Consider the following 18,286-nt stretch of genomic DNA (forward strand, 5'->3'; position numbering starts at 1 on the left):
GGGGAGAGGCGGAATGATCATCAGCGGATCTCTCTGTCGCGCAGGGACTTCGGATCGATCACCTCGCGGATCAGGCGGAGCTCTTCGTCCGTCGGCTGCCTGGTCTCGCCCGCCTCGTCCACGTCGTGCACCTCGAAAGAGGTGGCCTCACGGACGTCGTCGGGCGACACTCCCGGGTGCAGCGTCAGCGCCCGCATCGTGTGGTCCGGACCGCCGAAGTCGAAGACCCCGAGGTTGGACACCACCCGGTAGGTGTTGGCGAAGCGGAACGCCGGGTTGTCCGGGTCCACCTTGTCCCAGCCGATGCCGCAGACGACGTCGACGGCCTCGCAGAACACCCGCTTGGAGTGGTTGCCCACCCAATAGCTGGTGGCGTGGTTGATCGCGTTGCCGGGCGCGCCCCGCAGGCCGAACATCTGCCGGGTCGGGTGCTGCAGCGGGCCGAACGCCGAGATGTTCTGATTGCCAAACCGGTCAACCTGATTGGCGCCCATCACCACGTGCCGGCGCCCCCAGGCCAGCGTCTCGAACACTCGGCCGAACGGCATCCAGCCCTCGACGGGCCCGGCCTTGCCCAGGGCCGGGGTGTCCGCGAGGAGCTGCGCCTCGCCGTCGGTCAGCAGGATGTCCGGCGAGAACGTCAACCGCGCCAGCCGGGCACCGACCGAGGCCATGTTCGTCATCGGGCTGACCATGATCTCGCCCGCGTCCCGGAACAATTCGGCACAGGCTGCGGCGCATACCTCGGCGCGGGTCGTGCTCACTTGGCGGCCTCCTCTGCGAATGCGCGAACCGCCGCCTGGTAGTCGTCCTCGCCACCCGACAGGTAGGTCTGGACGAACGTCTGCCAGCCGTCCTCGGTGGAGGCGGCTTCGGCGTAATGGCGCTGGAATTTCTCGTCGCGCCCGTAATCCGGTGCGGCGGTGGTGAAGTGGGCGCCACCCGGCGCCTCCACCACGGAATCGACCATCATCCGGTTCACCAGCAGGGCCTGCGGCGGAACGGCTTTGACCAGCTCCTCGGTGGAGACCACGCGCTCCACCGAGAGGAAGCGCCTGTCGGCGGCCATCAGGAACAGGTCGTCGAAGTAGGGATCGATCCCGGTGTAGGCCGCATTGCCCCGGCAGTCACCGAGATTGAGGTGGACGAACGCCGCGTCCAGGCACAGCGCCGGCATCGCGATCAGCGTCTCGTGGCCACCCTCGGGTGCGGGGTACGGGCTGGTCACGGTCCGCAGCTCGCCCTCCCAGAAGTCGGGCACCGAGCTGCCCAGCCCGGCCCGAATCGGTAGGAACGGCAGGCGCTGCGCGGCCGCTTGCAGGCCGCATCGCAGCATGCCCTCGTCCATCTCCCGGGCCTCGATCGCGCCGCTGGTGCGGGCCTTGGCGAACCAGGGGTCGTAGAAGGGCGGGGAGTCCAGCGAGACGAAGCCGTAGTAGGCGCGCTTGACCTTGCCCGCAGAGCAGAGCAGGCCCAGATCCGGCCCACCGTAGGTGACCACGGTCAAGTCCTTGATGTCGGTGCGCAGCATGGCCCGCACGAAGGCCATCGGCTTGCGCCGCGAGCCCCAGCCGCCGATGCCGATCGTCATGCCGCTGCGCAATTGCGCGACGGCGTCGTCCAGCGTGGTCCTCTTGTCGGTCACTTCTTGCCCTTCGCGGTACCGGCGAACGCGTCGCGGTGCTCGTCGGCGACGCCGGCCAGGTTGAGCTCGAACGTAAAGCCTTGTTCCATGCGGTAACTCGCGTTGACCCGCTGCACGTCGATGAGGTTGAGCGCCTCCTTGGCCGCGCGGATGACGCGGGTGTCCTTGGTGGCGATGTCGCGGGCAACCCGCAACGCGGCGTCGTCCAGCTGGTCGCGCGGCACCACTTCGTGCACCGAACCGAAGTGGTGCAGGGTGGCGGCGTCGACGGTGGCCGCGGTGAAAAACAGCCGCCGCATCAGGTGCTGGGGCACCAGCCGGGACAGGTGGGTGGCCGCACCCAGGGCGCCGCGCTCCACCTCGGGCAGCCCGAAGGTGGCGTCGTCGGAGGCCACGATGACGTCGGAGTTGCCGACCAGGCCGATGCCGCCGCCGACGCAGAACCCGTTCACGGCGGCAACGACGGGCACCGCGCACTCATAGACCGCGCGGAAGGCGGCGAAGCAGCCGCGGTTGGCGTCGATCAACGCGGTGAAACCCTCGGTGCGCTGCATCTCCTTGATGTCGACCCCGGCGTTGAATCCGCGCCCCTCGGCCCGCAGGATGACGACGTGGGTCTGCGGATCCTGGCCGGCGGAGGTGACGGCGTCGGCCAGGTCGAACCAGCCGCGCGACGGGATGGCATTGACCGGGGGGAAGTCGACGGTGACCGCGACGATGCCCGGTTCGGTGGTTTTCGATGTGATGGGCAAGGTGCCACTTCCTTACGGGGTAACTACCTAAGCAAGCACTTGCTTGGTACGCTAGCACAGTGACTCGCGCCGAAGCACCCGACGCCATCGACTTCGGGCTCGCCGGCCGGGTGGTTCTGGTCACCGGCGGGGTCCGCGGAGTGGGCGCCGGCATCAGCTCGGTCTTCGCCGGGCAGGGGGCGACCGTCATCACCTGTGCGCGGCGGCCCGTCGAGGGATTGCCCTATGAGTTCCATTCCTGCGACGTCCGCGACGACGATGCGGTCAAGGCGCTGATCGACTCCATCGTCGACAGGCACGGCCGGCTCGACGTCGTGATCAACAACGCCGGCGGTTCGCCGTACGTGCTGACCGCCGAATCCAGCGCCAAGTTCAACCGCAAGATCATCGAACTCAATCTGATTGGCGCGCTGTCGGTTTCGCAGCACGCCAACGACAAGATGCAAAACCAGGACCGTGGCGGGTCGATCATCAACATCTGCAGCCTGAGCGGTCGCCGGCCGTCGCCGGGCACCGGTGCGTACGGAGCGGCCAAGGCCGGCCTGGAGAGCCTGACGCAGACGCTGGCGGTGGAGTGGGGGCCGAAGGTCCGGGTGAACGCCTGCGTGGTCGGCATGGTGGAGACCGAGCAGTCCGAACTGTTCTACGGTGACGCCGAGTCCATCGCCGCGATTTCAAAGAACGTGCCCCTGGGCCGGCTGGCCAAACCCGACGATATCGGTTGGGCTGCAGCCTTCTTGGCATCTGACGCCGCGTCCTACATCAGCGGTGCCTCGCTGGAGGTGCACGGCGGCGGCGAGCCGCCGCACTACCTGGCCACCACGAACGCCAGCGCGATCAAGTAGAGGAGAAACGAACAATGGGAGTGGTTGACGGCCGCGTCGTCATCGTCACCGGAGCGGGCGGCGGTATCGGTCGCGCGCACGCGCTGGCCTTTGCGGCCGAGGGCGCGCGCGTGGTGGTCAACGACATCGGCGTGGGCCTGGACGGCTCACCGGCCGGCGGCGGCAGCGCCGCCCAGGGCGTGGTCGACGAAATCACCGCGGCCGGTGGGGAAGCCGTCGCCAACGGGTCCAACGTCGCCGACTGGAACCAGGCCGCCGGCCTGATCCAGACCGCCATCGACACCTTCGGCGGGCTCGACGTTCTGGTGAACAACGCCGGCATCGTGCGGGACAGGATGATGGCCAACACCAGCGAGGAGGAGTTCGACGCCGTCATCGCCGTGCACCTCAAGGGGCACTTCGCCACGATGCGGCACGCCGCGTCGTACTGGCGGGGGCTGTCGAAAGAGGGCAAAACCGTTGACGCGCGGATCATCAACACCAGCTCGGGTGCCGGCCTGCAGGGCAGCGTCGGCCAGGGCAACTACAGCGCCGCCAAGGCCGGCATCGCCGCGATGACGTTGGTCGGCGCCGCCGAGATGGGCCGCTACGGCGTCACCGTCAACGCCATCGCGCCGTCGGCGCGCACCCGCATGACGGAGACGGTGTTCGCCGAGATGATGGCAACGCAGGACCAGGATTTCGACGCCATGGCACCGGAGAATATCTCCCCGCTGGTGGTCTGGCTGGGCAGCGCCGAGTCCCGTGACGTCACCGGGAAGGTGTTCGAGGTCGAGGGCGGCAAGATCCGGGTCGCGGAGGGCTGGGCGCACGGGCCGCAGATCGACAAGGGCGCAAGGTGGGACCCCGCGGAGCTCGGGCCCGTCGTCGCCGACCTGCTCGCCAAGGCGCGCCCGCCGGTCCCGGTGTACGGCGCTTAGAGCGAGCCCCCCAAGCGCGGTGACGAGGTCGTCGAACACTCGCAGCCCCTGCTGCGGCCGTTCATCGGCGACCCCGCGGCTACCGCGATCGGTCGTCAGCCGCTGACTTTCTCGCTGGACTGACCGATGGAGGTCTGCTTGTTGTTGTAGTTGACTGTGCACTTCACCGTTGTGTCATAGCTGGTGCCCGGTGGGGGCCACAGCATGTCGGTGATCGCACCGGTGCTGTTCGCAGCGACGTCGATGCTTCTATCGACCTCTTGCGGCCCGAATCCACCGGATTTCGTAGCGGTGTAGCTGCATTTGGCGGGCAGGCTGGAATTGTTGGTGATAGCTACGCGGGCATTGAATCCATTCCGCGAGATGTTCACCGCGACTGCGTTCGTCGGCGCGCTGCACTGCTGGCCGGCTGGGACGGTGTCTGTCACCGAACCGGTCGGGCATTTCACCGGCGCTGCCGGAGCCGGCGCTGCGGCGCAATTAGAGCCGGGCGGAAGGGTCTTTCCCGCATCCGGTCCGCCGGTGCATCGCACGGGCAACTGGTCGGGCGCGGGTGCCGGCGCTGCCGCCGCCGCAGGCGGCACATACGTATAGTCCGACCAGGCGCCGCAATCATCCGTACCCGGGAAGTGTTTGCGGCAGCCCTGGATCGAGAAGGTTTGCGGCTTCGTACTTGCGGCAATAGTAAAGGACGCGGTGTTGTTGCACCCTTTGCTGAGTTCGGGTTGCATGAAATAACCCTGGCCGTTGATATGGATCACATCCCCAGCCTCATCTCCGTGCACCCGCGGGCACCCGGAAACGATGCAGGTCGGCTCGTGCGGACCGTTGGGCGTACAGGTCACGCTGTATCCGTTCGGCAGCGTGTCGGCGCTGGCGGTTGGCGCCATCGATGTTGTGGCATCGACGATTCCGAACAGACAGGCCGTGGCCGTGGCGACCAGGACCGCGAAACGTTTCGTCATTCGTTCAGCCACGGCAGTGCCTTCCGAGATGTGTGTGGCGTAAGTTCGCACGCGTCAGACTTTTTACAGCCTATGGCCGTCGGGGTGGCCGGAGAATAAGGGATTTCCCTACAAGTTCGGCCCATCCGCAGCTAACGCTGCCCGTCAAATCCATGCTGTTCCAAAGGATCGACGACCCCAGACCGGGCGACTTACATTGGCCTGGCATCAACGATGGTCGGCACGGTGGAATACATGAAACAGCCCGGAGCGGCGGGGACCGGGGCGATGAACGTCAATGCAGCACATGAATACCGCCGAGCTCAGGGGCAGTCATCTGACGGCGCGCTCGTCGCGGACCTGAACCTCGATGATCGGGTCGGCCTTAAGGAGGTTGAGATACCAGGTTGGGTTCCTGGTGCGGGGCGCCGAACGACGCGGGCAGGATCATCCCCTCGCCGACGCTCAGTTCGAGCGTCGGCGTGGTCCGAGGCTTACCGGATCCACGTCCGATGGTCGTCACCAGCGCCGCCGGGAACCACAGCAACCGGGCGCAGCCGGCCATTCGTACAGCGATATGCCCAATCTGAGCGTGTGCAAAGTATTTCAGTGCTAAGGCGAGCAACGTGGGTTGCGGAACCCCTTAGTCACGTGTCTGACGTTACGGGTCGCAGATGACGATCGGGATCACCCGATCGGTCCACGACTGGTAGTCGTCGAAGTTGGGGTACATGGCGACCAACTTCGGCCAATACTCCGCGCGTTCCTCGGCCGTGGCGTCGCGGGCCTGCAACTGCAACACCTCGTCTTTGATCTGCACCGAGACCTTGGGGTTGGCCTTGAGGTTGAGATACCACAGGGGGTGCTTGTCGCGGCCACCCTGCGAGGCCACCAGGATCACGCGATCGCCTTCGCGCAGGTAGAGCAGCGGGCTCACGCGTGGCTGGCCGGTCTTGCGTCCGGTGGTGGTCAGCAGCGCCACCGGGTTCTTCTGGAAGGTGCCGCCCCACTTCCCCTTGCTGAGGCGATACATCCAGGTGTTGGCCCGGGACATCCACTTGATGATGAGACCGGTCGTGGGCGAGTTCAACGACTTGGGCTTTTCCACTGCTGTCCTTAGCGCTGGATGAACGGTTGGAAGCGAACCTTGATGTGGTGGATTTCGGCCTTGCCGCTTGCGCTTGCGGCGGGAATCACGAACGTCTCGTCGACCCGCGCGGCCAGCCGGCGGCCGCCGAGCGCCGCCCTGGTCAGCACGACGTACGCCGCGTGCACCGCGTCGCCCTCGATCCGATAGTCGGGCGGCGTGGTGTCGGCCAGCAATCGATACTGGGCCCCGCGATTGAGGCTGCGGCGCAGGTGGTTTCCGGAGAAGCCGTTCTTGATCCCCTGCTCGACGCGGGTGCATCCGGCCGCGAACGGAACGGAGTCACCTTGGTGACTGACGAGCGCGTCGATGTAGGACTGCGCCGCGGCGATGCGGCTCTCTTCAGAGACGATCAAGACCGGCTAGATGCGCTCGATGATCGTGCCGGTCGACAGGGCGCCGCCCGCGCACATGGTGATCAGCGCGGTGCTCTGGTCGGTGCGCTCCAGTTCGTGCAGCGCGGTGGTGATCAGCCGGCTGCCGGTGCTGCCCACCGGGTGGCCCAGCGCGATGGCCCCGCCGTTGACGTTGACCCGTGCCATGTCGGGCTCGTGGACGCGCGCCCACGACAGCACCACCGACGCGAACGCCTCGTTGATCTCGACCAGGTCGATGTCGCCCATCTTCATGCCGGCCTTCTCGAGCACCTTGGCGGTCGACTGCACCGGGCCGTCCAGGTGGTAGTAGGGCTCGGCGCCGACGAGCGCCTGGCTCACGATGCGCGCCCGCGGCCGCAGCCCGAGCGCCTTGGCCTTGTCCTCGTCCATCCACAACACGGCCGCGGCGCCGTCGGAGATCTGCGACGACGTTCCCGCCGTGTGGATTCCGCCCTCGATGACCGGCTTGAGTGAGGAGAGGCCGGACAGGGTCGTCTCACGCAGGCCCTGGTCGCGGGAGATGGTGACCCGCTCGGACGTCGGCTGCTTGTTCTCGTCCAGCGCCGGCGCCTCGATCGGGGAGATCTCGCGATCGAACCGGCCTTCCTCCCACGCCTGCTTGGCCTTCGCCTGCGACTCGTAACCGAACTGGTCGATGTCGTCGCGGGTGATCCCGCGCCGCTTGGCGATCCGCTCGGCCGCGGTGAACTGGTCGGGCAGGTCGATGTCCCACGATGCGGGCCGCAGGATGCTGCGGTCGGGGCCGGCGTTCGCGCCGAGTCCGACGCGGCTCATGGCCTCGATTCCGCAGGCGATGCCGACGTCGATCGCACCGGCCGCGATCAGGCCCGCGATCAGGCCGTTGGCCTGCTGGCTGCTGCCGCACTGGCAGTCCACCGTGGTGGCGCCGACGTGCTCCGGCAACCCGGCGACGAGCCAGCTCACCCGGGTGATGTTGTTGGACTGCTCGCCGAACTGCGTCACGCAGCCGCCGATCACCTGCTCGACGTCGCCCGCGTCGATGCCGGCCTTCTCCACAAGTGCCCTCTGCACCGCACCGAGAAGCTCGGTGGCGTGCAGCCCTGACAGCCATCCATTCCGCTTGCCGATCGGGCTGCGGGTGGCTTCGACGATTACCGGGTTACCCATTCCGTCAGGCTAGAACACGTTTCATTACTCTGACAAGCGAGGATGATGACCTGCCTTTTATCTGCCTAGGAGCCGTGTTTTACTGGCACTAGAACACGTTGCAATTGAGGAGCGCACACATCATGGCACCCCCCAACATTCCCGCCGACTTCGACTTCCTGGACCCCGACGTCAACCTCGCCGGGTTGCCCGTCGAGGAGCTCGCCTGGCTGCGTAAGGCGGAGCCGATCCACTGGGTCGACATCCCCAACGGCGCCGGCGGCTTCGAGGACCACGGCTATTGGATCGTCACCCGGCACGCCGACGTCAAGGAGGTGTCGAAACGCAGCGACATCTTCTCCAGCTGGATGAACGGCGCGATCCCGACGTGGCCGCCGGAGATGAAGCGCGAGCAGGTCGAACTGCAACGCAGCGTCATGCTCAACATGGACGCGCCGCACCACACCCGGCTGCGCAAGATCATCTCCCGCGGGTTCACGCCTCGCGCCATCGGACGGCTGGAGGCCGAACTGGCCCAGCGCGCCCAGAACATCGCCAAGACGGCGGCGGCCGAGGGCACCGGCGACTTCGTCGAGCAGGTCTCGTGCGAGCTGCCGCTGCAAGCCATCGCCGGCCTGCTCGGCGTCCCGCAGGAGGATCGCGACAAGCTGTTCCGCTGGTCCAACGAGATGACCGGTGGCACCGACCCCGAGTACGCCCACGTCGATCCCGCGCAGTCGTCCATGGAGCTGATCACGTACGCGATGGCCATGGCCGAGGAGCGGGGCAAGAACCCCACCGACGACATCGTCACCACGCTCATCCAGGCCGACATCGAGGGCGAGAAGCTCTCCGACGACGAGTTCGGTTTCTTCGTGGTCATGCTCGCCGTGGCGGGCAACGAGACCACGCGCAACTCGATCACCCACGGCATGATCGCCATGGCGAACAACCCCGATCAATGGGAGATCTTCAAGAAGGAGCGCCCGTCGACGGCCGCCGACGAGATCATCCGGTGGGCCACCCCGGTGTCGGCCTTCCAGCGCACCGCCAGCGAGGACACCGAGCTGGCCGGCGTGCAGATCAAGAAGGGGCAGCGGGTGGTGATGTCCTACCGGTCGGCCAACTTCGACGAAGAGGTCTTCGAGGACCCGCACACCTTCAACGTCCTGCGCGACCCGAATCCCCACGTCGGTTTCGGCGGGACGGGCGCCCACTACTGCATCGGCGCGAACCTGGCCCGCATGACCATCAACCTGATCTTCAACGCGGTCGCCGACCACATGCCGGACCTCAAGCCGATCGGTGAGCCCGAGCGGCTGCGGTCGGGCTGGCTCAACGGGATCAAGCACTGGCAGGTCGACTACGCCGGAACCGCGCGGTGACGTCCTGATGGACTTCAATCTGACCGCGACGCAACAGGCCGTCGCCGACGTGGTGACCTCGGTGCTGGACCGGGACCTCAGCTGGGACGCGTTGGTCAGTGGGGGCTTGACCGCGCTGGCGGTGCCCGAGCGGCTCGGCGGCGACGGGGTGGGCCTGCCCGAGGTCGCCACGGTGCTGACCGAGGTGGGCCGCCGCGGCGCCATCACACCCGCGCTCGTCACGCTCGGCTTCGGCGTGGTGCCGCTGCTCGACCTGGCATCCGACGAACAGCAGGACCGGTTCCTGGCCGGCGTCACCAAGGGCGGCGTGCTGACGGCCGCCCTGAACGAGCCGGGGACCGCGCTGCCCGACCGGCCGTCGACGACCTTCGCCGCCGGGCGGCTGTCGGGCACCAAGGTCGGTGTCGGCTATGCCGGACAAGCGGATTGGCTGATCGTCACCGCGGACAGCGCGGTCGTCGTCGTGTCGCCCAAGGCCGACGGTGTGCAGTTGGTCCAAACCCCGACGTCCAGCGGCGCCGACGAATACACGGTGACGTTCGCCGACGTCGCCGTCGGGGAGTCCGACGTCCTGTCGGGCGCCACGGCGTCTCGGGTCAACCAGCTGGCGCTGGCGGCGGTCGGCGCCTACGCCGACGGGCTGGTCGCCGGAGCGCTGCGGCTCACCGCGGACTACGTGGCCAACCGCAAGCAGTTCGGCAAGCCGCTGTCGACGTTCCAGACCGTCGCGGCCCAGCTCGCCGAGGTGTACATCGCCTCGCGCACCATCGATTTGGCGGCGAAGTCGGTCGCCTGGCGGCTGTCCGAGGGCCGGGATGCCGACGACGACCTCGACGTCCTGGGCTACTGGATTGCCTCGCAGGCTCCGCCGGTGATGCAGCTTTGTCACCATCTGCACGGCGGCATGGGAATGGACATCACCTATCCGATGCACCGGTACTATTCCACGATCAAGGACCTGACCCGGCTGCTGGGCGGGCCTTCTCATCGTCTCGACCTGGTGGGAGCGCAATGTTCATAGACCTGACTCCGGAGCAGCGTCAGCTGCAGGCCGAACTGCGAGAATACTTTTCCAACCTCATCTCGTCCGACGAGATGAAGGCGATGGAGCAGGACCGTCACAACGAGGCCTACCGCGCCGTGATCCGGCGGATGGGCAAGGACGGCAAGCTCGGGGTCGGGTGGCCAAAGGAGTTCGGCGGCTTGGGCTTCGGGCCGATCGAGCAGTCGATCTTCGTCAACGAGGCGCATCGGGCCGACGTGCCACTGCCCGCCGTGACGTTGCAGACCGTCGGCCCGACCCTGCAACAGTTCGGCAGCGAGATGCAGAAGAAGAAGTTCCTGCCGGCGATCCTGGCGGGTGAGGTGCACTTCGCGATCGGTTACAGCGAGCCCGAGGCGGGGACCGACCTGGCTTCGCTGCGCACCACCGCCGTGCGCCACGGCGACGAGTACATCGTCAACGGCCAGAAGATGTGGACCACCGGCGGGCACGACGCGGACTACATCTGGCTGGCCTGCCGCACCGACCCGGAAGCGGTGAAACACAAGGGCATCTCGATCCTGATCGTCGACACCAAGGACCCGGGCTACTCGTGGACGCCCGTCATCCTGTCCGACGGCGCCCACCACACCAACGCCACCTACTACAACGACGTGCGCGTGCCCGCCGACATGCTGGTCGGCGAGGAGAACGGCGGGTGGAAACTGATCACCACCCAGCTCAACAACGAACGGGTCATGCTGGGCCCCGCCGGTCGTATCGCCGGCATCTACGACCGGGTGCACGCCTGGGCGTCGAAGCCCGGCGCGGACGGGGTCACGCCGATCGACCACGCCGACGTCAAGCGCGCGCTCGGCGAGATCCACGCGACGTGGCGGATCAACGAGCTGCTGAACTGGCAGGTGGCCGCCGCGGGCGAGGACATCAACGTGGCCGACGCCGCGTCCACGAAAGTCTTTGGCACTGAGCGTATCCAGCGGATCGGCCGGCTCGCCGAGGAGATCGTCGGCAAGTACGGCAACCCCGCCGAGGCGGACACCGCCGAGCTGCTCGACTGGCTGGACTCGCAAACCAAGCGAAACCTGGTGATCACCTTCGGTGGAGGGGTGAACGAAGTCATGCGAGAGATGATCGCGGCCGCCGGCCTCCAGGTGCCGAGGGTTCCCCGGTGACCGACATCCAGGAGGCCGTTGCGGAGATCAAGGCGGCCGGCGGCCCCAAGCCGCGCGCCGGCCGCGACCCGGTGAACCAGCCGATGATCAACAACTGGGTCGAGGCCATCGGCGACCGCAACCCCATCTACGTCGACGAGGCCGCGGCCCGCGCCGTCGGGCACCCGGGAATCGTCGCCCCACCGGCCATGATTCAGGTGTGGACCATGTTCGGCCTGGGCGGGGAGCGTCCGAAGGACGATCCGATGGGTCCCATCATGCAGTTGTTCGACGACGACGGCTACATCGGCGTGGTCGCCACCAACTGCGAACAGACCTACCACCGCTACCTGCAGCCCGGCGAGCACGTCAGCATCACCTCCGAGATGGGTGACGTGGTGGGACCCAAGCAGACCGGCCTGGGCGAGGGCTACTTCATCAACCAGCACATCATCTGGCGAGTCGGGGACGAGGACGTCGCCGAGATGAACTGGCGCATCCTGAAATTCAAGCCCCGCGAGTCGGATGCCGCGCCGTCCTCGGTTCCCGCGGACCTGGATCCCGACGCCATGATGCGCCCCTCGTCGTCGCGCGACACGGCCTTCTTCTGGGAGGGCGTCAAGGCGCACGAGCTGAGGATCCAGCGGCGGCCCGACGGCAGCCTGCAGCACCCGCCGGTGCCTGCGGTATGGCAGGACAAGGCCGCCCCCATCGACTACGTGGTGGCGTCCGGCAAGGGCACGGTGTTCAGTTTCGTGGTGCACCATGCGCCGAAGGTCCCCGGCCGCACGCTGCCGTTCGTGATCGCGTTGGTCGAGCTCGACGAGGGCGTGCGAATGCTGGGCGAGCTGCGCGGGGTGGACCCCGCCGAGGTGGAGATTGGAATGCCGGTGCGCGCAACCTATATCGACTTTCCGGCGGGCGACAGCGGCCCCGAGTGGACCCTGTATGCCTGGGAGCCCCGGGCATGAGCGCACCGGCCATCGAGGTCGGCACGACGCTGCCCGAGCTCAAGCTGCACGGCAGTCCGACCTTCATCATCTCGACGGCATTGGCCACGCGCGACTTCCAGGACGTGCACCACGACCGGGATCTGGCGCAGGCCAAGGGGTCGAAGGACATCTTCGTCAACATCCTGACCGACACCGGGCTGGTGCAGCGCTACGTGACCGACTGGGCGGGTCCGTCCGCGCTGATCAAGTCGATCGGGCTGCGGCTCGGGGTGCCGTGGTACGCCTACGACACGGTCACCTTCTCCGGTGAGGTGACCGCGGTGGAGGACGGCCTGATCACGGTGAAGGTGTTCGGCCGCAACAGCCTTGGCGACCACGTGATCGCGACCGTGACGCTGACGATGGGGGACTCGTAGATGTTGTCGGGTAAAGCGGCGATCGTCGGCATCGGTGCCACCGACTTCTCGAAGGACTCCGGCCGCAGCGAGCTGCGGCTGGCGGCCGAGGCCGTCTTGGACGCGCTGGACGACGCGGGCCTTTCGCCGGCGGACGTCGACGGGCTGACCACCTTCACGATGGACACCAACAACGAGACCGCGGTGGCGCGGGCGGTCGGGATCGGTGACCTGAAGTTTTTCTCGCAGATCGGCTACGGCGGCGGTGCCGCCTGCGCGACCGTTCAGCAGGCCGCGATCGCGGTCGCCACCGGGGTGGCCGACGTCGTGGTGGCGTACCGTGCGTTCAACGAACGCTCGGGTATGCGGTTCGGTCAGGTGCAGACCCGGTTGGTGGGCGACGCTCGCGCACAGGCCGATTCGACCGCTGCGGACAATTCGTTCTCCTACCCGCACGGGCTCTCGACGCCGGCCGCGCAGGTCGCAATGATCGCTCGGCGCTACATGCACCTGTCCGGTGCGACGAGCCGCGACTTCGGTGCGATCTCGGTGGCCGACCGCAAGCACGCCGCCAAGAACCCGAAGGCCTACTTCTACGAGAAGCCGATAACCATTGAGGACCACCAGAATTCGCGATGGATCGCCGAGCCGCTGCGGCTGCTGGACTGCTGCCAGGAGACCGACGGCGCCGTCGCGATCGTGGTGACGTCGGCGGAGCGTGCGCGGGACCTCAAGCAGCGGCCGGCCGTCATCGAGGCGGCGTCGCAGGGCTCGAGCCCCGACCAGTACACAATGGTCAGCTATTACCGACCCGAACTGGGACTGCCCGAGATGGGCGTGGTGGGACAGCAGCTGTGGCAGCAATCCGGTCTCCAGCCGTCCGACATCCAGACCGCCGTCCTGTATGACCACTTCACCCCGTTCACACTGATTCAGTTGGAGGAGTTGGGGTTCTGCGGTCGCGGTGAGGCCAAGGACTTCATCGCCGACGGTGCGATCGAAATCGGTGGGCGGCTTCCGATCAACACCCACGGCGGTCAGCTCGGCGAGGCCTACATCCACGGCATGAACGGCATCGCCGAGGGTGTGCGGCAGCTGCGCGGGACCTCGGTGAACCCGGTACCCGACGTCGAGCACGTCCTCGTCACCGCGGGCACCGGCGTCCCCACCTCGGGTCTGATCCTCGGCTAGTTTGACCACTTTCTGCATCGTCGAGTGTGAAGTTGGTTTCACGCTCGGCGTCGGTCGTGAAACTAACTTCACGCTCGACGAGTGAAGTGACGCTGCGAGTGACACGTGCGACGCTGCCGTCGTGGGTGAGCCGTTCCTTGGCAGTGAGGCCGTTGCTCGAGGCGCGTTGACCAGAGGTCAGCTCTGCACCGGTTATCTCCGGCTGTTCCGAGATGTGTACGTCGGCCGGGATTCGGACATCACCGCCGCGCTGCGGGCGAGGGCCGGTTGGTTGTGGACCGGGCGTCAGGGCGTCGTCGCCGGCTTCTCCGCCGCGGCGCTACACGGAAGCGAGTGGGTCGATGGCGCCGCGGTGGTGGATCTCATTCACGACAATCGCCATCGTCAGGCCGGGATCAGGGCTCATGGGGACCGAATCGAGGAAGATGAGATTGCCGTCCTAGACGGGATTCCGGTGACGTCGGCGGCCAGGACGGCGTTGGACCTCGGCTGCTGGTATCCGACTACCGCGGCAGTCGCCGGCATCGACGCACTGGCCCGCGCAACGCGAATCAAGCCGGCGGATGTCGAAATGCTCGCTGAGAGGTACGCGGGCCGGCGAGGCGTCGTCCGGGCAAGGGAGGCGATAGCGCTGTTCGACAGTGGCGCCCAGTCTCCCAAGGAGTCTTGGCTGCGCGTTGTCCTAGTCCAGGCAGGGCTGCCGAGGCCGCAAACCCAGATTCCAGTGCTCAACGAATTTGGCAGTGCGGTCGCATATCTGGACATGGGCTGGGAAGAGATGAAGGTCGCGGTGGAGTACGACGGCGAGCAACACCGCAGTGATCGCCGGCAATACACCTGGGACGTCCGGCGCCTGGAAATGCTCGAGCGTCTCGGGTGGATCGTCGTAAGGGTGGTCGCGGGAGACCGGCCGGCCGACATCGTCAGCCGAGTGCGCGCGGCCCGCGCACGTCGAGCGTGAAACTAGTTTCACGCTCGACACCGAACGTGAAGCTAACTTCACACTCGGCGAGAAGCAGAAGCCAAAGCGACCCTACGCGGGCACCAGTTCGACGCCGGAGAGCACCACGGCGTTGTCGCGCGCGGGCGCGACGACGCTGGCCAGCAGCCGCCCGTCTTCCTTCCAGATGCCGACGTTGAGCGTCTCACCGGGGAACGCCACACCGGCGAAGCGCGCACCGTAGGCGGCCACCGCCCCGGCGTCGCCGTCCAGCATCGTGTCCACGATGGCCTTGCACGTCATGCCATAGGTGCACAGGCCGTGCAGGATGGGCCGCGGAAAGCCGTTCGCCGCAGCGAATTCCGGATCGGAGTGCAGCGGGTTGCGGTCGCCGCAGAGCCGGTACAGCAGCGCCTGCTGCGGCAGGATCGGCACCTCGACCTCCACATCGGGGGCGCGGTCGGGCGCCGCGTCCGACGAGGACGGCCCGCGTTCCCCGCCGAAACCGCCCTCGCCGCGCGCGAAGATGGACCGCCGCTGCGTCCACAGCAGCGTGCCGTCGGGTGCGCTCACCGTCGTCTCGCTCCAGATCACCGCGGCCTTGCCCTTGTCCCAGATGTCGGTGAACCGGGTGACGGCGCGAGCGGATCCCGAGGGCGGCAGCGGCCCCGGCACCTCGACCCGCTCACTGGCGTGCAGCACCCTGCCGAGCTCGATGTCGATGCCGGGGAACTGCACGGTTGGTGGCTTGGTCATGTGGAACGACGCCGCGACGTTGCCGAACGTCGGCAGGACCTGCGGTGTGTCGTCGACGAGGTAACGCAGTTCGCGCGGGTCCATCGGATCTTTACCGGCACCCAGCCCCAGGTGGTAGAGCTGCACATCGCTGCTCGTCCACGCGAAGTCGATGGGTTCGAGCTCGGCCGCCAGCGCGACGTCTACATCAATGGGCATATCAGTTTTCCCCCGCGATGTGCAGTGCGGCCAGGTAACCGAAGGTCATGGCCGGGCCGATGGTGCCGCCCGGGCCCGGATAGGTGTGACCCATCACCGGGGCGCTGACATTGCCTGCGGCGTAAAGCCCTTCGATGATGCTGCCGTCGTCCCGCAGCGCGCGACCGTGGACGTCGGTGCGGACGCCGCCCTTGGTACCCAGGTCGCCCGGCACCATCTTGGCCGCATAATACGGCGCATGCGTGAGCTCTCCCAGGTTGGGGTTCGGCTTGTTGGTCGGGTCGCCGTAGTAGCGGTCGTATGCGCTCTCGCCGCGGTGGTAGTCCTCGTCGACGCCCGATCTGGCGAAGCCGTTGAAGCGGGCCACCGTCGCGGTGAACTCGGCGACCGGAAGGCCGGCCTTCTGGGCCAGCTCCTCGAGCGTGTCCGCCTGGATGATGACCCCGGACTCCAGCCATTTGCGCGGAATGCGTTGCCCGGGCTGCAGTCCCGCAAAGATGTAGCGGTCCCGGTATTGCTGGTCGAACACCAGCCACGCCGGAATGTTCTCGCCCGGGCCGGGGCCCTGGCCGAATTCGCCGCCGTACATGTGGTGGCAGGCCTCCACATAGGGCATGGACTCGTTCATGAATCGTTTGCCCGACATGTTGACGATGATCGATCCCGGCGAATTGCGTTCCGACAACGCGAACCACGGCGCACCCACCAGCGGCACGGTCGGCCCCCACCAGGCGTCTTCCATCAGTTCCAGTGCCGCGCCAAGCTTTTCGGCGGCGACGATCCCGTCGCCGGTGTTGGCCTTGGCGCCGACGGTCCACTCCGTGGTGATCGGCGCGCGCTGGTACTTCACCCGCATCTGCTCGTTGTGCTCGAACCCGCCGGAGGCGAGGATCACCCCGCGCCGGGCCCGGATCAGCCGCGGCTCCGCGGACTCCGATGCGCCGGTGTCGCGAACGTAGACGCCGCGCACCACGCCGTCCTCGACGTACAGGTCGGTGAGCGCGGTGTTGAGCAACACCGGAACGCCGGCCCGCTGCAGCCCGATGCGCAGCGGACCGATCAACGCCCGGCCCATGCCGACGAGGTTCTTCCCGGTCGCCTTCGCCCACATCGTGCGGGCGCCGACCTTCAGGCTGCGCAGCACGCCCCGCGGGTGTCGCTTCAGCTGGTTCAGCCGCACGTAGTCCTGTTGCATCACAACGACGTTGAGCGGCACCTTGCCGTACGCGGGCTCCAGCCCCGGCATGTCGGCGCCCAGCTTGCGGGCGTCGAACGGCTTCGGCTCGATCGAGCGGCCGTCGGCGCGGCCGCCCGGCGCCTCGGGGTAATAGTCGGAGTAGCGCGGAACCCAGCACATTTTCAGCGGGGTGTGCTTCAGCACGAAGGACAGCATCTCGGGCCCGCGGTCGAGGTAGGTGTCGATGCGTTCCGGCTCGACGATGTTGCCGACGATGCCGTGCAGGTAGGTCCGCGCCGCCTCGGGGTTGTCGCGGACGCCGTCACGCTTGAGGATCTCGTTGTTGGGGATCCAGACGCCTCCTCCCGACCGCGCGGTCGAGCCGCCGAAATGCGCAGCCTTTTCGATGACTACGGTCGAAAGGCCCCGGTGAGCGGCGGTAAGGGCAGCTACCATGCCGGCTCCGCCGCTCCCGACCACGACGACGTCGAGCTCCTGTGCTGTCATGTAGAACACGTTATAGAATTGCGCGGGCCGGGCGCTACTGGGCCGGTCACACGAACGAGGAGACTTCCGAAGATGCTCAGTCTTGCGACGCGAGACGAGCTTGCTGCCGAGCTGGCGCAGGCCGAGCGGAGCCGCGAGCCGATCGCTCCGCTGACCGCTGTTCACCCGGAGATCGACGTCGTCGACGCGTACGAGATCCAGCTCATCAACATCCGTCAGCGGGTCGCCGAGGGCGCCCGCGTGCTGGGCCACAAGGTGGGCCTGTCGTCGAAGGCGATCCAGCAGATGATGGGCGTCGACGAGCCCGACTACGGGCATTTGCTGGACGAGATGCAGTTGTTCGAAGACACCCCGGTCAAGGCGAACCGCTACCTGTGGCCGCGGGTGGAGGTCGAGGTGGGTTTCCTCCTGAACGCCGACCTGCCCGGGGCCGGCTGCACCGAGGAGGACGTGCTGGCCGCCACGGAGGCGTTGGTCCCCTCGATCGAGTTGATCGACACCCGGATCACCGACTGGAAGATCGAGTTGTGCGACACCATCGCCGACAACGCCTCGTCGGCCGGCTTTGTGCTGGGCAAGGCCCGGGTGGCGCCGCGCGACGTCGACGTCAAGGGCATCGATGCGGTGCTGCGCTGCAACGGTGAGGTCGTCGCCACGGGACGCACCGACGCGGTGCTGGGCAACCCGGTCACCGCGGTGGCCTGGCTGGCCCGCAAGGTGGAGGGCTTCGGCGTGCGGTTGCGCAAAGGCGACCTGGTGCTGCCCGGATCGTGCACGCGCGCCATCGACGCGCACGCCGGCGACGACTTCGTCGCCGAATTCACGGGCCTGGGCTCTGTTCATTTGTCGTTCGAATAGTCTCGAATTAAATC

General features: G+C 67.2%; 20 protein-coding genes. 10 read left to right on the top strand and 10 right to left on the bottom strand.

Translation table 11 applies throughout. From position 1 onward, the window contains the following. Positions 1–20: 20 nt before the first annotated feature. From ipdB to echA20, 3 genes are read right to left on the bottom strand one after another with little or no spacing between them, the layout of a single operon-like run. A complete protein-coding gene (gene ipdB, locus U8D42_RS25015; RefSeq protein ID WP_322860427.1) occupies positions 21–764 on the bottom strand; it encodes a cholesterol ring-cleaving hydrolase subunit IpdB in 744 nt (247 codons plus the stop codon). Beyond that, positions 761–1,645: a cholesterol ring-cleaving hydrolase subunit IpdA gene (gene ipdA / locus U8D42_RS25020; RefSeq protein ID WP_322860428.1), complete on the bottom strand. Its 885-nt coding sequence runs from the start codon at positions 1,643–1,645 to the stop codon at positions 761–763. Before ipdA ends, ipdB begins: the two co-directional genes overlap by 4 nt. Continuing rightward, positions 1,642–2,397 carry a (7aS)-7a-methyl-1,5-dioxo-2,3,5,6,7,7a-hexahydro-1H-indene-carboxyl-CoA hydrolase gene (gene echA20 / locus U8D42_RS25025; RefSeq protein ID WP_322860429.1) on the bottom strand — a complete coding sequence of 252 codons (756 nt, stop codon included), beginning with the start codon at positions 2,395–2,397 and terminating at the stop codon, positions 1,642–1,644. Before echA20 ends, ipdA begins: the two co-directional genes overlap by 4 nt. A gap of 59 nt (positions 2,398–2,456) precedes the next feature. On the opposite strand from echA20, the gene U8D42_RS25030 reads away from it, so the two are divergent. Both U8D42_RS25030 and U8D42_RS25035 read left to right on the top strand, forming a co-directional pair. Continuing rightward, the gene (locus U8D42_RS25030; protein ID WP_167542634.1) at positions 2,457–3,242 is read left to right on the top strand and encodes an SDR family oxidoreductase; all 786 of its coding nucleotides are present in this window, start codon (positions 2,457–2,459) and stop codon (positions 3,240–3,242) included. A 14-nt stretch (positions 3,243–3,256) separates the two neighbouring features. Beyond that, positions 3,257–4,162: an SDR family oxidoreductase gene (locus tag U8D42_RS25035; RefSeq protein ID WP_322860430.1), complete on the top strand. Its 906-nt coding sequence runs from the start codon at positions 3,257–3,259 to the stop codon at positions 4,160–4,162. A gap of 95 nt (positions 4,163–4,257) precedes the next feature. Here the strand turns inward: U8D42_RS25035 and U8D42_RS25040 are convergent, their stop codons facing one another. From U8D42_RS25040 to U8D42_RS25060, 5 genes are all read right to left on the bottom strand, one after another. Beyond that, a complete protein-coding gene (locus U8D42_RS25040; protein WP_322860431.1) occupies positions 4,258–5,139 on the bottom strand; it encodes a hypothetical protein in 882 nt (293 codons plus the stop codon). Between the two features lie 352 nt (positions 5,140–5,491). Further along, positions 5,492–5,671 (bottom strand): nitroreductase/quinone reductase family protein, encoded by a 180-nt coding sequence (locus tag U8D42_RS25045; protein WP_244275076.1) that lies wholly within the window; start codon positions 5,669–5,671, stop codon positions 5,492–5,494. A 96-nt stretch (positions 5,672–5,767) separates the two neighbouring features. Continuing rightward, complete coding sequence (locus tag U8D42_RS25050; RefSeq protein WP_085239790.1) at positions 5,768–6,160, bottom strand: nitroreductase family deazaflavin-dependent oxidoreductase; 393 nt, start codon at positions 6,158–6,160, stop codon at positions 5,768–5,770. Between the two features lie 62 nt (positions 6,161–6,222). Continuing rightward, positions 6,223–6,609, bottom strand: a complete 387-nt coding sequence (locus tag U8D42_RS25055) for a hypothetical protein (RefSeq protein ID WP_322860432.1) — start codon at positions 6,607–6,609, stop codon at positions 6,223–6,225. Positions 6,610–6,615: 6 nt separating this feature from the next. Beyond that, positions 6,616–7,779: a steroid 3-ketoacyl-CoA thiolase gene (locus U8D42_RS25060; protein ID WP_322860433.1), complete on the bottom strand. Its 1,164-nt coding sequence runs from the start codon at positions 7,777–7,779 to the stop codon at positions 6,616–6,618. 122 nt (positions 7,780–7,901) lie between these two features. Here U8D42_RS25060 and U8D42_RS25065 point away from each other — a divergent pair, with 122 nt between their 5' ends. The 7 genes from U8D42_RS25065 (at position 7,902) to U8D42_RS25095 (ending at position 14,797) form a co-directional block, all read left to right on the top strand. Beyond that, positions 7,902–9,143 carry a cytochrome P450 gene (locus tag U8D42_RS25065; protein ID WP_322860434.1) on the top strand — a complete coding sequence of 414 codons (1,242 nt, stop codon included), beginning with the start codon at positions 7,902–7,904 and terminating at the stop codon, positions 9,141–9,143. A gap of 7 nt (positions 9,144–9,150) precedes the next feature. Continuing rightward, positions 9,151–10,164, top strand: coding sequence for an acyl-CoA dehydrogenase family protein (locus U8D42_RS25070; protein WP_322860435.1), 1,014 nt, complete (start codon positions 9,151–9,153; stop codon positions 10,162–10,164). Beyond that, positions 10,155–11,318 (top strand): acyl-CoA dehydrogenase FadE29, encoded by a 1,164-nt coding sequence (gene fadE29 / locus U8D42_RS25075; protein WP_085239717.1) that lies wholly within the window; start codon positions 10,155–10,157, stop codon positions 11,316–11,318. The genes U8D42_RS25070 and fadE29 overlap by 10 nt, the downstream gene beginning before the upstream one ends. Further along, positions 11,315–12,268 (top strand): bifunctional MaoC family dehydratase N-terminal/OB-fold nucleic acid binding domain-containing protein, encoded by a 954-nt coding sequence (locus U8D42_RS25080; protein ID WP_322860436.1) that lies wholly within the window; start codon positions 11,315–11,317, stop codon positions 12,266–12,268. The genes fadE29 and U8D42_RS25080 overlap by 4 nt, the downstream gene beginning before the upstream one ends. Further along, positions 12,265–12,666, top strand: coding sequence for a MaoC family dehydratase (locus U8D42_RS25085; protein ID WP_322860437.1), 402 nt, complete (start codon positions 12,265–12,267; stop codon positions 12,664–12,666). Before U8D42_RS25080 ends, U8D42_RS25085 begins: the two co-directional genes overlap by 4 nt. Continuing rightward, positions 12,667–13,836 (top strand): lipid-transfer protein, encoded by a 1,170-nt coding sequence (locus U8D42_RS25090; protein ID WP_322860438.1) that lies wholly within the window; start codon positions 12,667–12,669, stop codon positions 13,834–13,836. 121 nt (positions 13,837–13,957) lie between these two features. Further along, positions 13,958–14,797, top strand: coding sequence for a DUF559 domain-containing protein (locus U8D42_RS25095; protein WP_322860439.1), 840 nt, complete (start codon positions 13,958–13,960; stop codon positions 14,795–14,797). 72 nt (positions 14,798–14,869) lie between these two features. Here the strand turns inward: U8D42_RS25095 and U8D42_RS25100 are convergent, their stop codons facing one another. After that, the gene (locus tag U8D42_RS25100) at positions 14,870–15,730 is read right to left on the bottom strand and encodes a MaoC/PaaZ C-terminal domain-containing protein (RefSeq protein WP_085239712.1); all 861 of its coding nucleotides are present in this window, start codon (positions 15,728–15,730) and stop codon (positions 14,870–14,872) included. Between the two features lies 1 nt (position 15,731). Further along, on the bottom strand, positions 15,732–17,414 hold the full coding sequence (kstD, locus tag U8D42_RS25105; RefSeq protein ID WP_090421322.1) for a 3-oxosteroid 1-dehydrogenase: 1,683 nt from the start codon (positions 17,412–17,414) through the stop codon (positions 15,732–15,734). A 72-nt stretch (positions 17,415–17,486) separates the two neighbouring features. Between kstD and U8D42_RS25110 the strand changes: the two genes are divergently transcribed. Next, positions 17,487–18,272 (top strand): 2-keto-4-pentenoate hydratase, encoded by a 786-nt coding sequence (locus U8D42_RS25110; RefSeq protein ID WP_322860440.1) that lies wholly within the window; start codon positions 17,487–17,489, stop codon positions 18,270–18,272. The last annotated feature ends 14 nt before the right edge of the window (positions 18,273–18,286 follow it).

Origin of the sequence: Mycobacterium europaeum, assembly GCF_034555895.2 — a bacterium.
GTDB classification, from domain to species: Bacteria; Actinomycetota; Actinomycetes; order Mycobacteriales; family Mycobacteriaceae; genus Mycobacterium; species Mycobacterium europaeum.

What these genes read in the sequence shown, in the direction of transcription:
- U8D42_RS25035 (WP_322860430.1), top strand. Translation starts at nt 3,257, where the DNA reads ATGGGAGTGGTTGACGGCCGCGTCGTCATCGTCACCGGAGCGGGCGGC.
- U8D42_RS25045 (WP_244275076.1), bottom strand. Translation starts at nt 5,671, where the DNA reads ATGGCCGGCTGCGCCCGGTTGCTGTGGTTCCCGGCGGCGCTGGTGACG.
- U8D42_RS25050 (WP_085239790.1), bottom strand. Translation starts at nt 6,160, where the DNA reads ATGTCCCGGGCCAACACCTGGATGTATCGCCTCAGCAAGGGGAAGTGG.
- U8D42_RS25060 (WP_322860433.1), bottom strand. Translation starts at nt 7,779, where the DNA reads ATGGGTAACCCGGTAATCGTCGAAGCCACCCGCAGCCCGATCGGCAAG.
- U8D42_RS25065 (WP_322860434.1), top strand. Translation starts at nt 7,902, where the DNA reads ATGGCACCCCCCAACATTCCCGCCGACTTCGACTTCCTGGACCCCGAC.
- U8D42_RS25070 (WP_322860435.1), top strand. Translation starts at nt 9,151, where the DNA reads ATGGACTTCAATCTGACCGCGACGCAACAGGCCGTCGCCGACGTGGTG.
- fadE29 (WP_085239717.1), top strand. Translation starts at nt 10,155, where the DNA reads ATGTTCATAGACCTGACTCCGGAGCAGCGTCAGCTGCAGGCCGAACTG.
- U8D42_RS25085 (WP_322860437.1), top strand. Translation starts at nt 12,265, where the DNA reads ATGAGCGCACCGGCCATCGAGGTCGGCACGACGCTGCCCGAGCTCAAG.
- U8D42_RS25090 (WP_322860438.1), top strand. Translation starts at nt 12,667, where the DNA reads ATGTTGTCGGGTAAAGCGGCGATCGTCGGCATCGGTGCCACCGACTTC.
- U8D42_RS25100 (WP_085239712.1), bottom strand. Translation starts at nt 15,730, where the DNA reads ATGCCCATTGATGTAGACGTCGCGCTGGCGGCCGAGCTCGAACCCATC.
- kstD (WP_090421322.1), bottom strand. Translation starts at nt 17,414, where the DNA reads ATGACAGCACAGGAGCTCGACGTCGTCGTGGTCGGGAGCGGCGGAGCC.
- U8D42_RS25110 (WP_322860440.1), top strand. Translation starts at nt 17,487, where the DNA reads ATGCTCAGTCTTGCGACGCGAGACGAGCTTGCTGCCGAGCTGGCGCAG.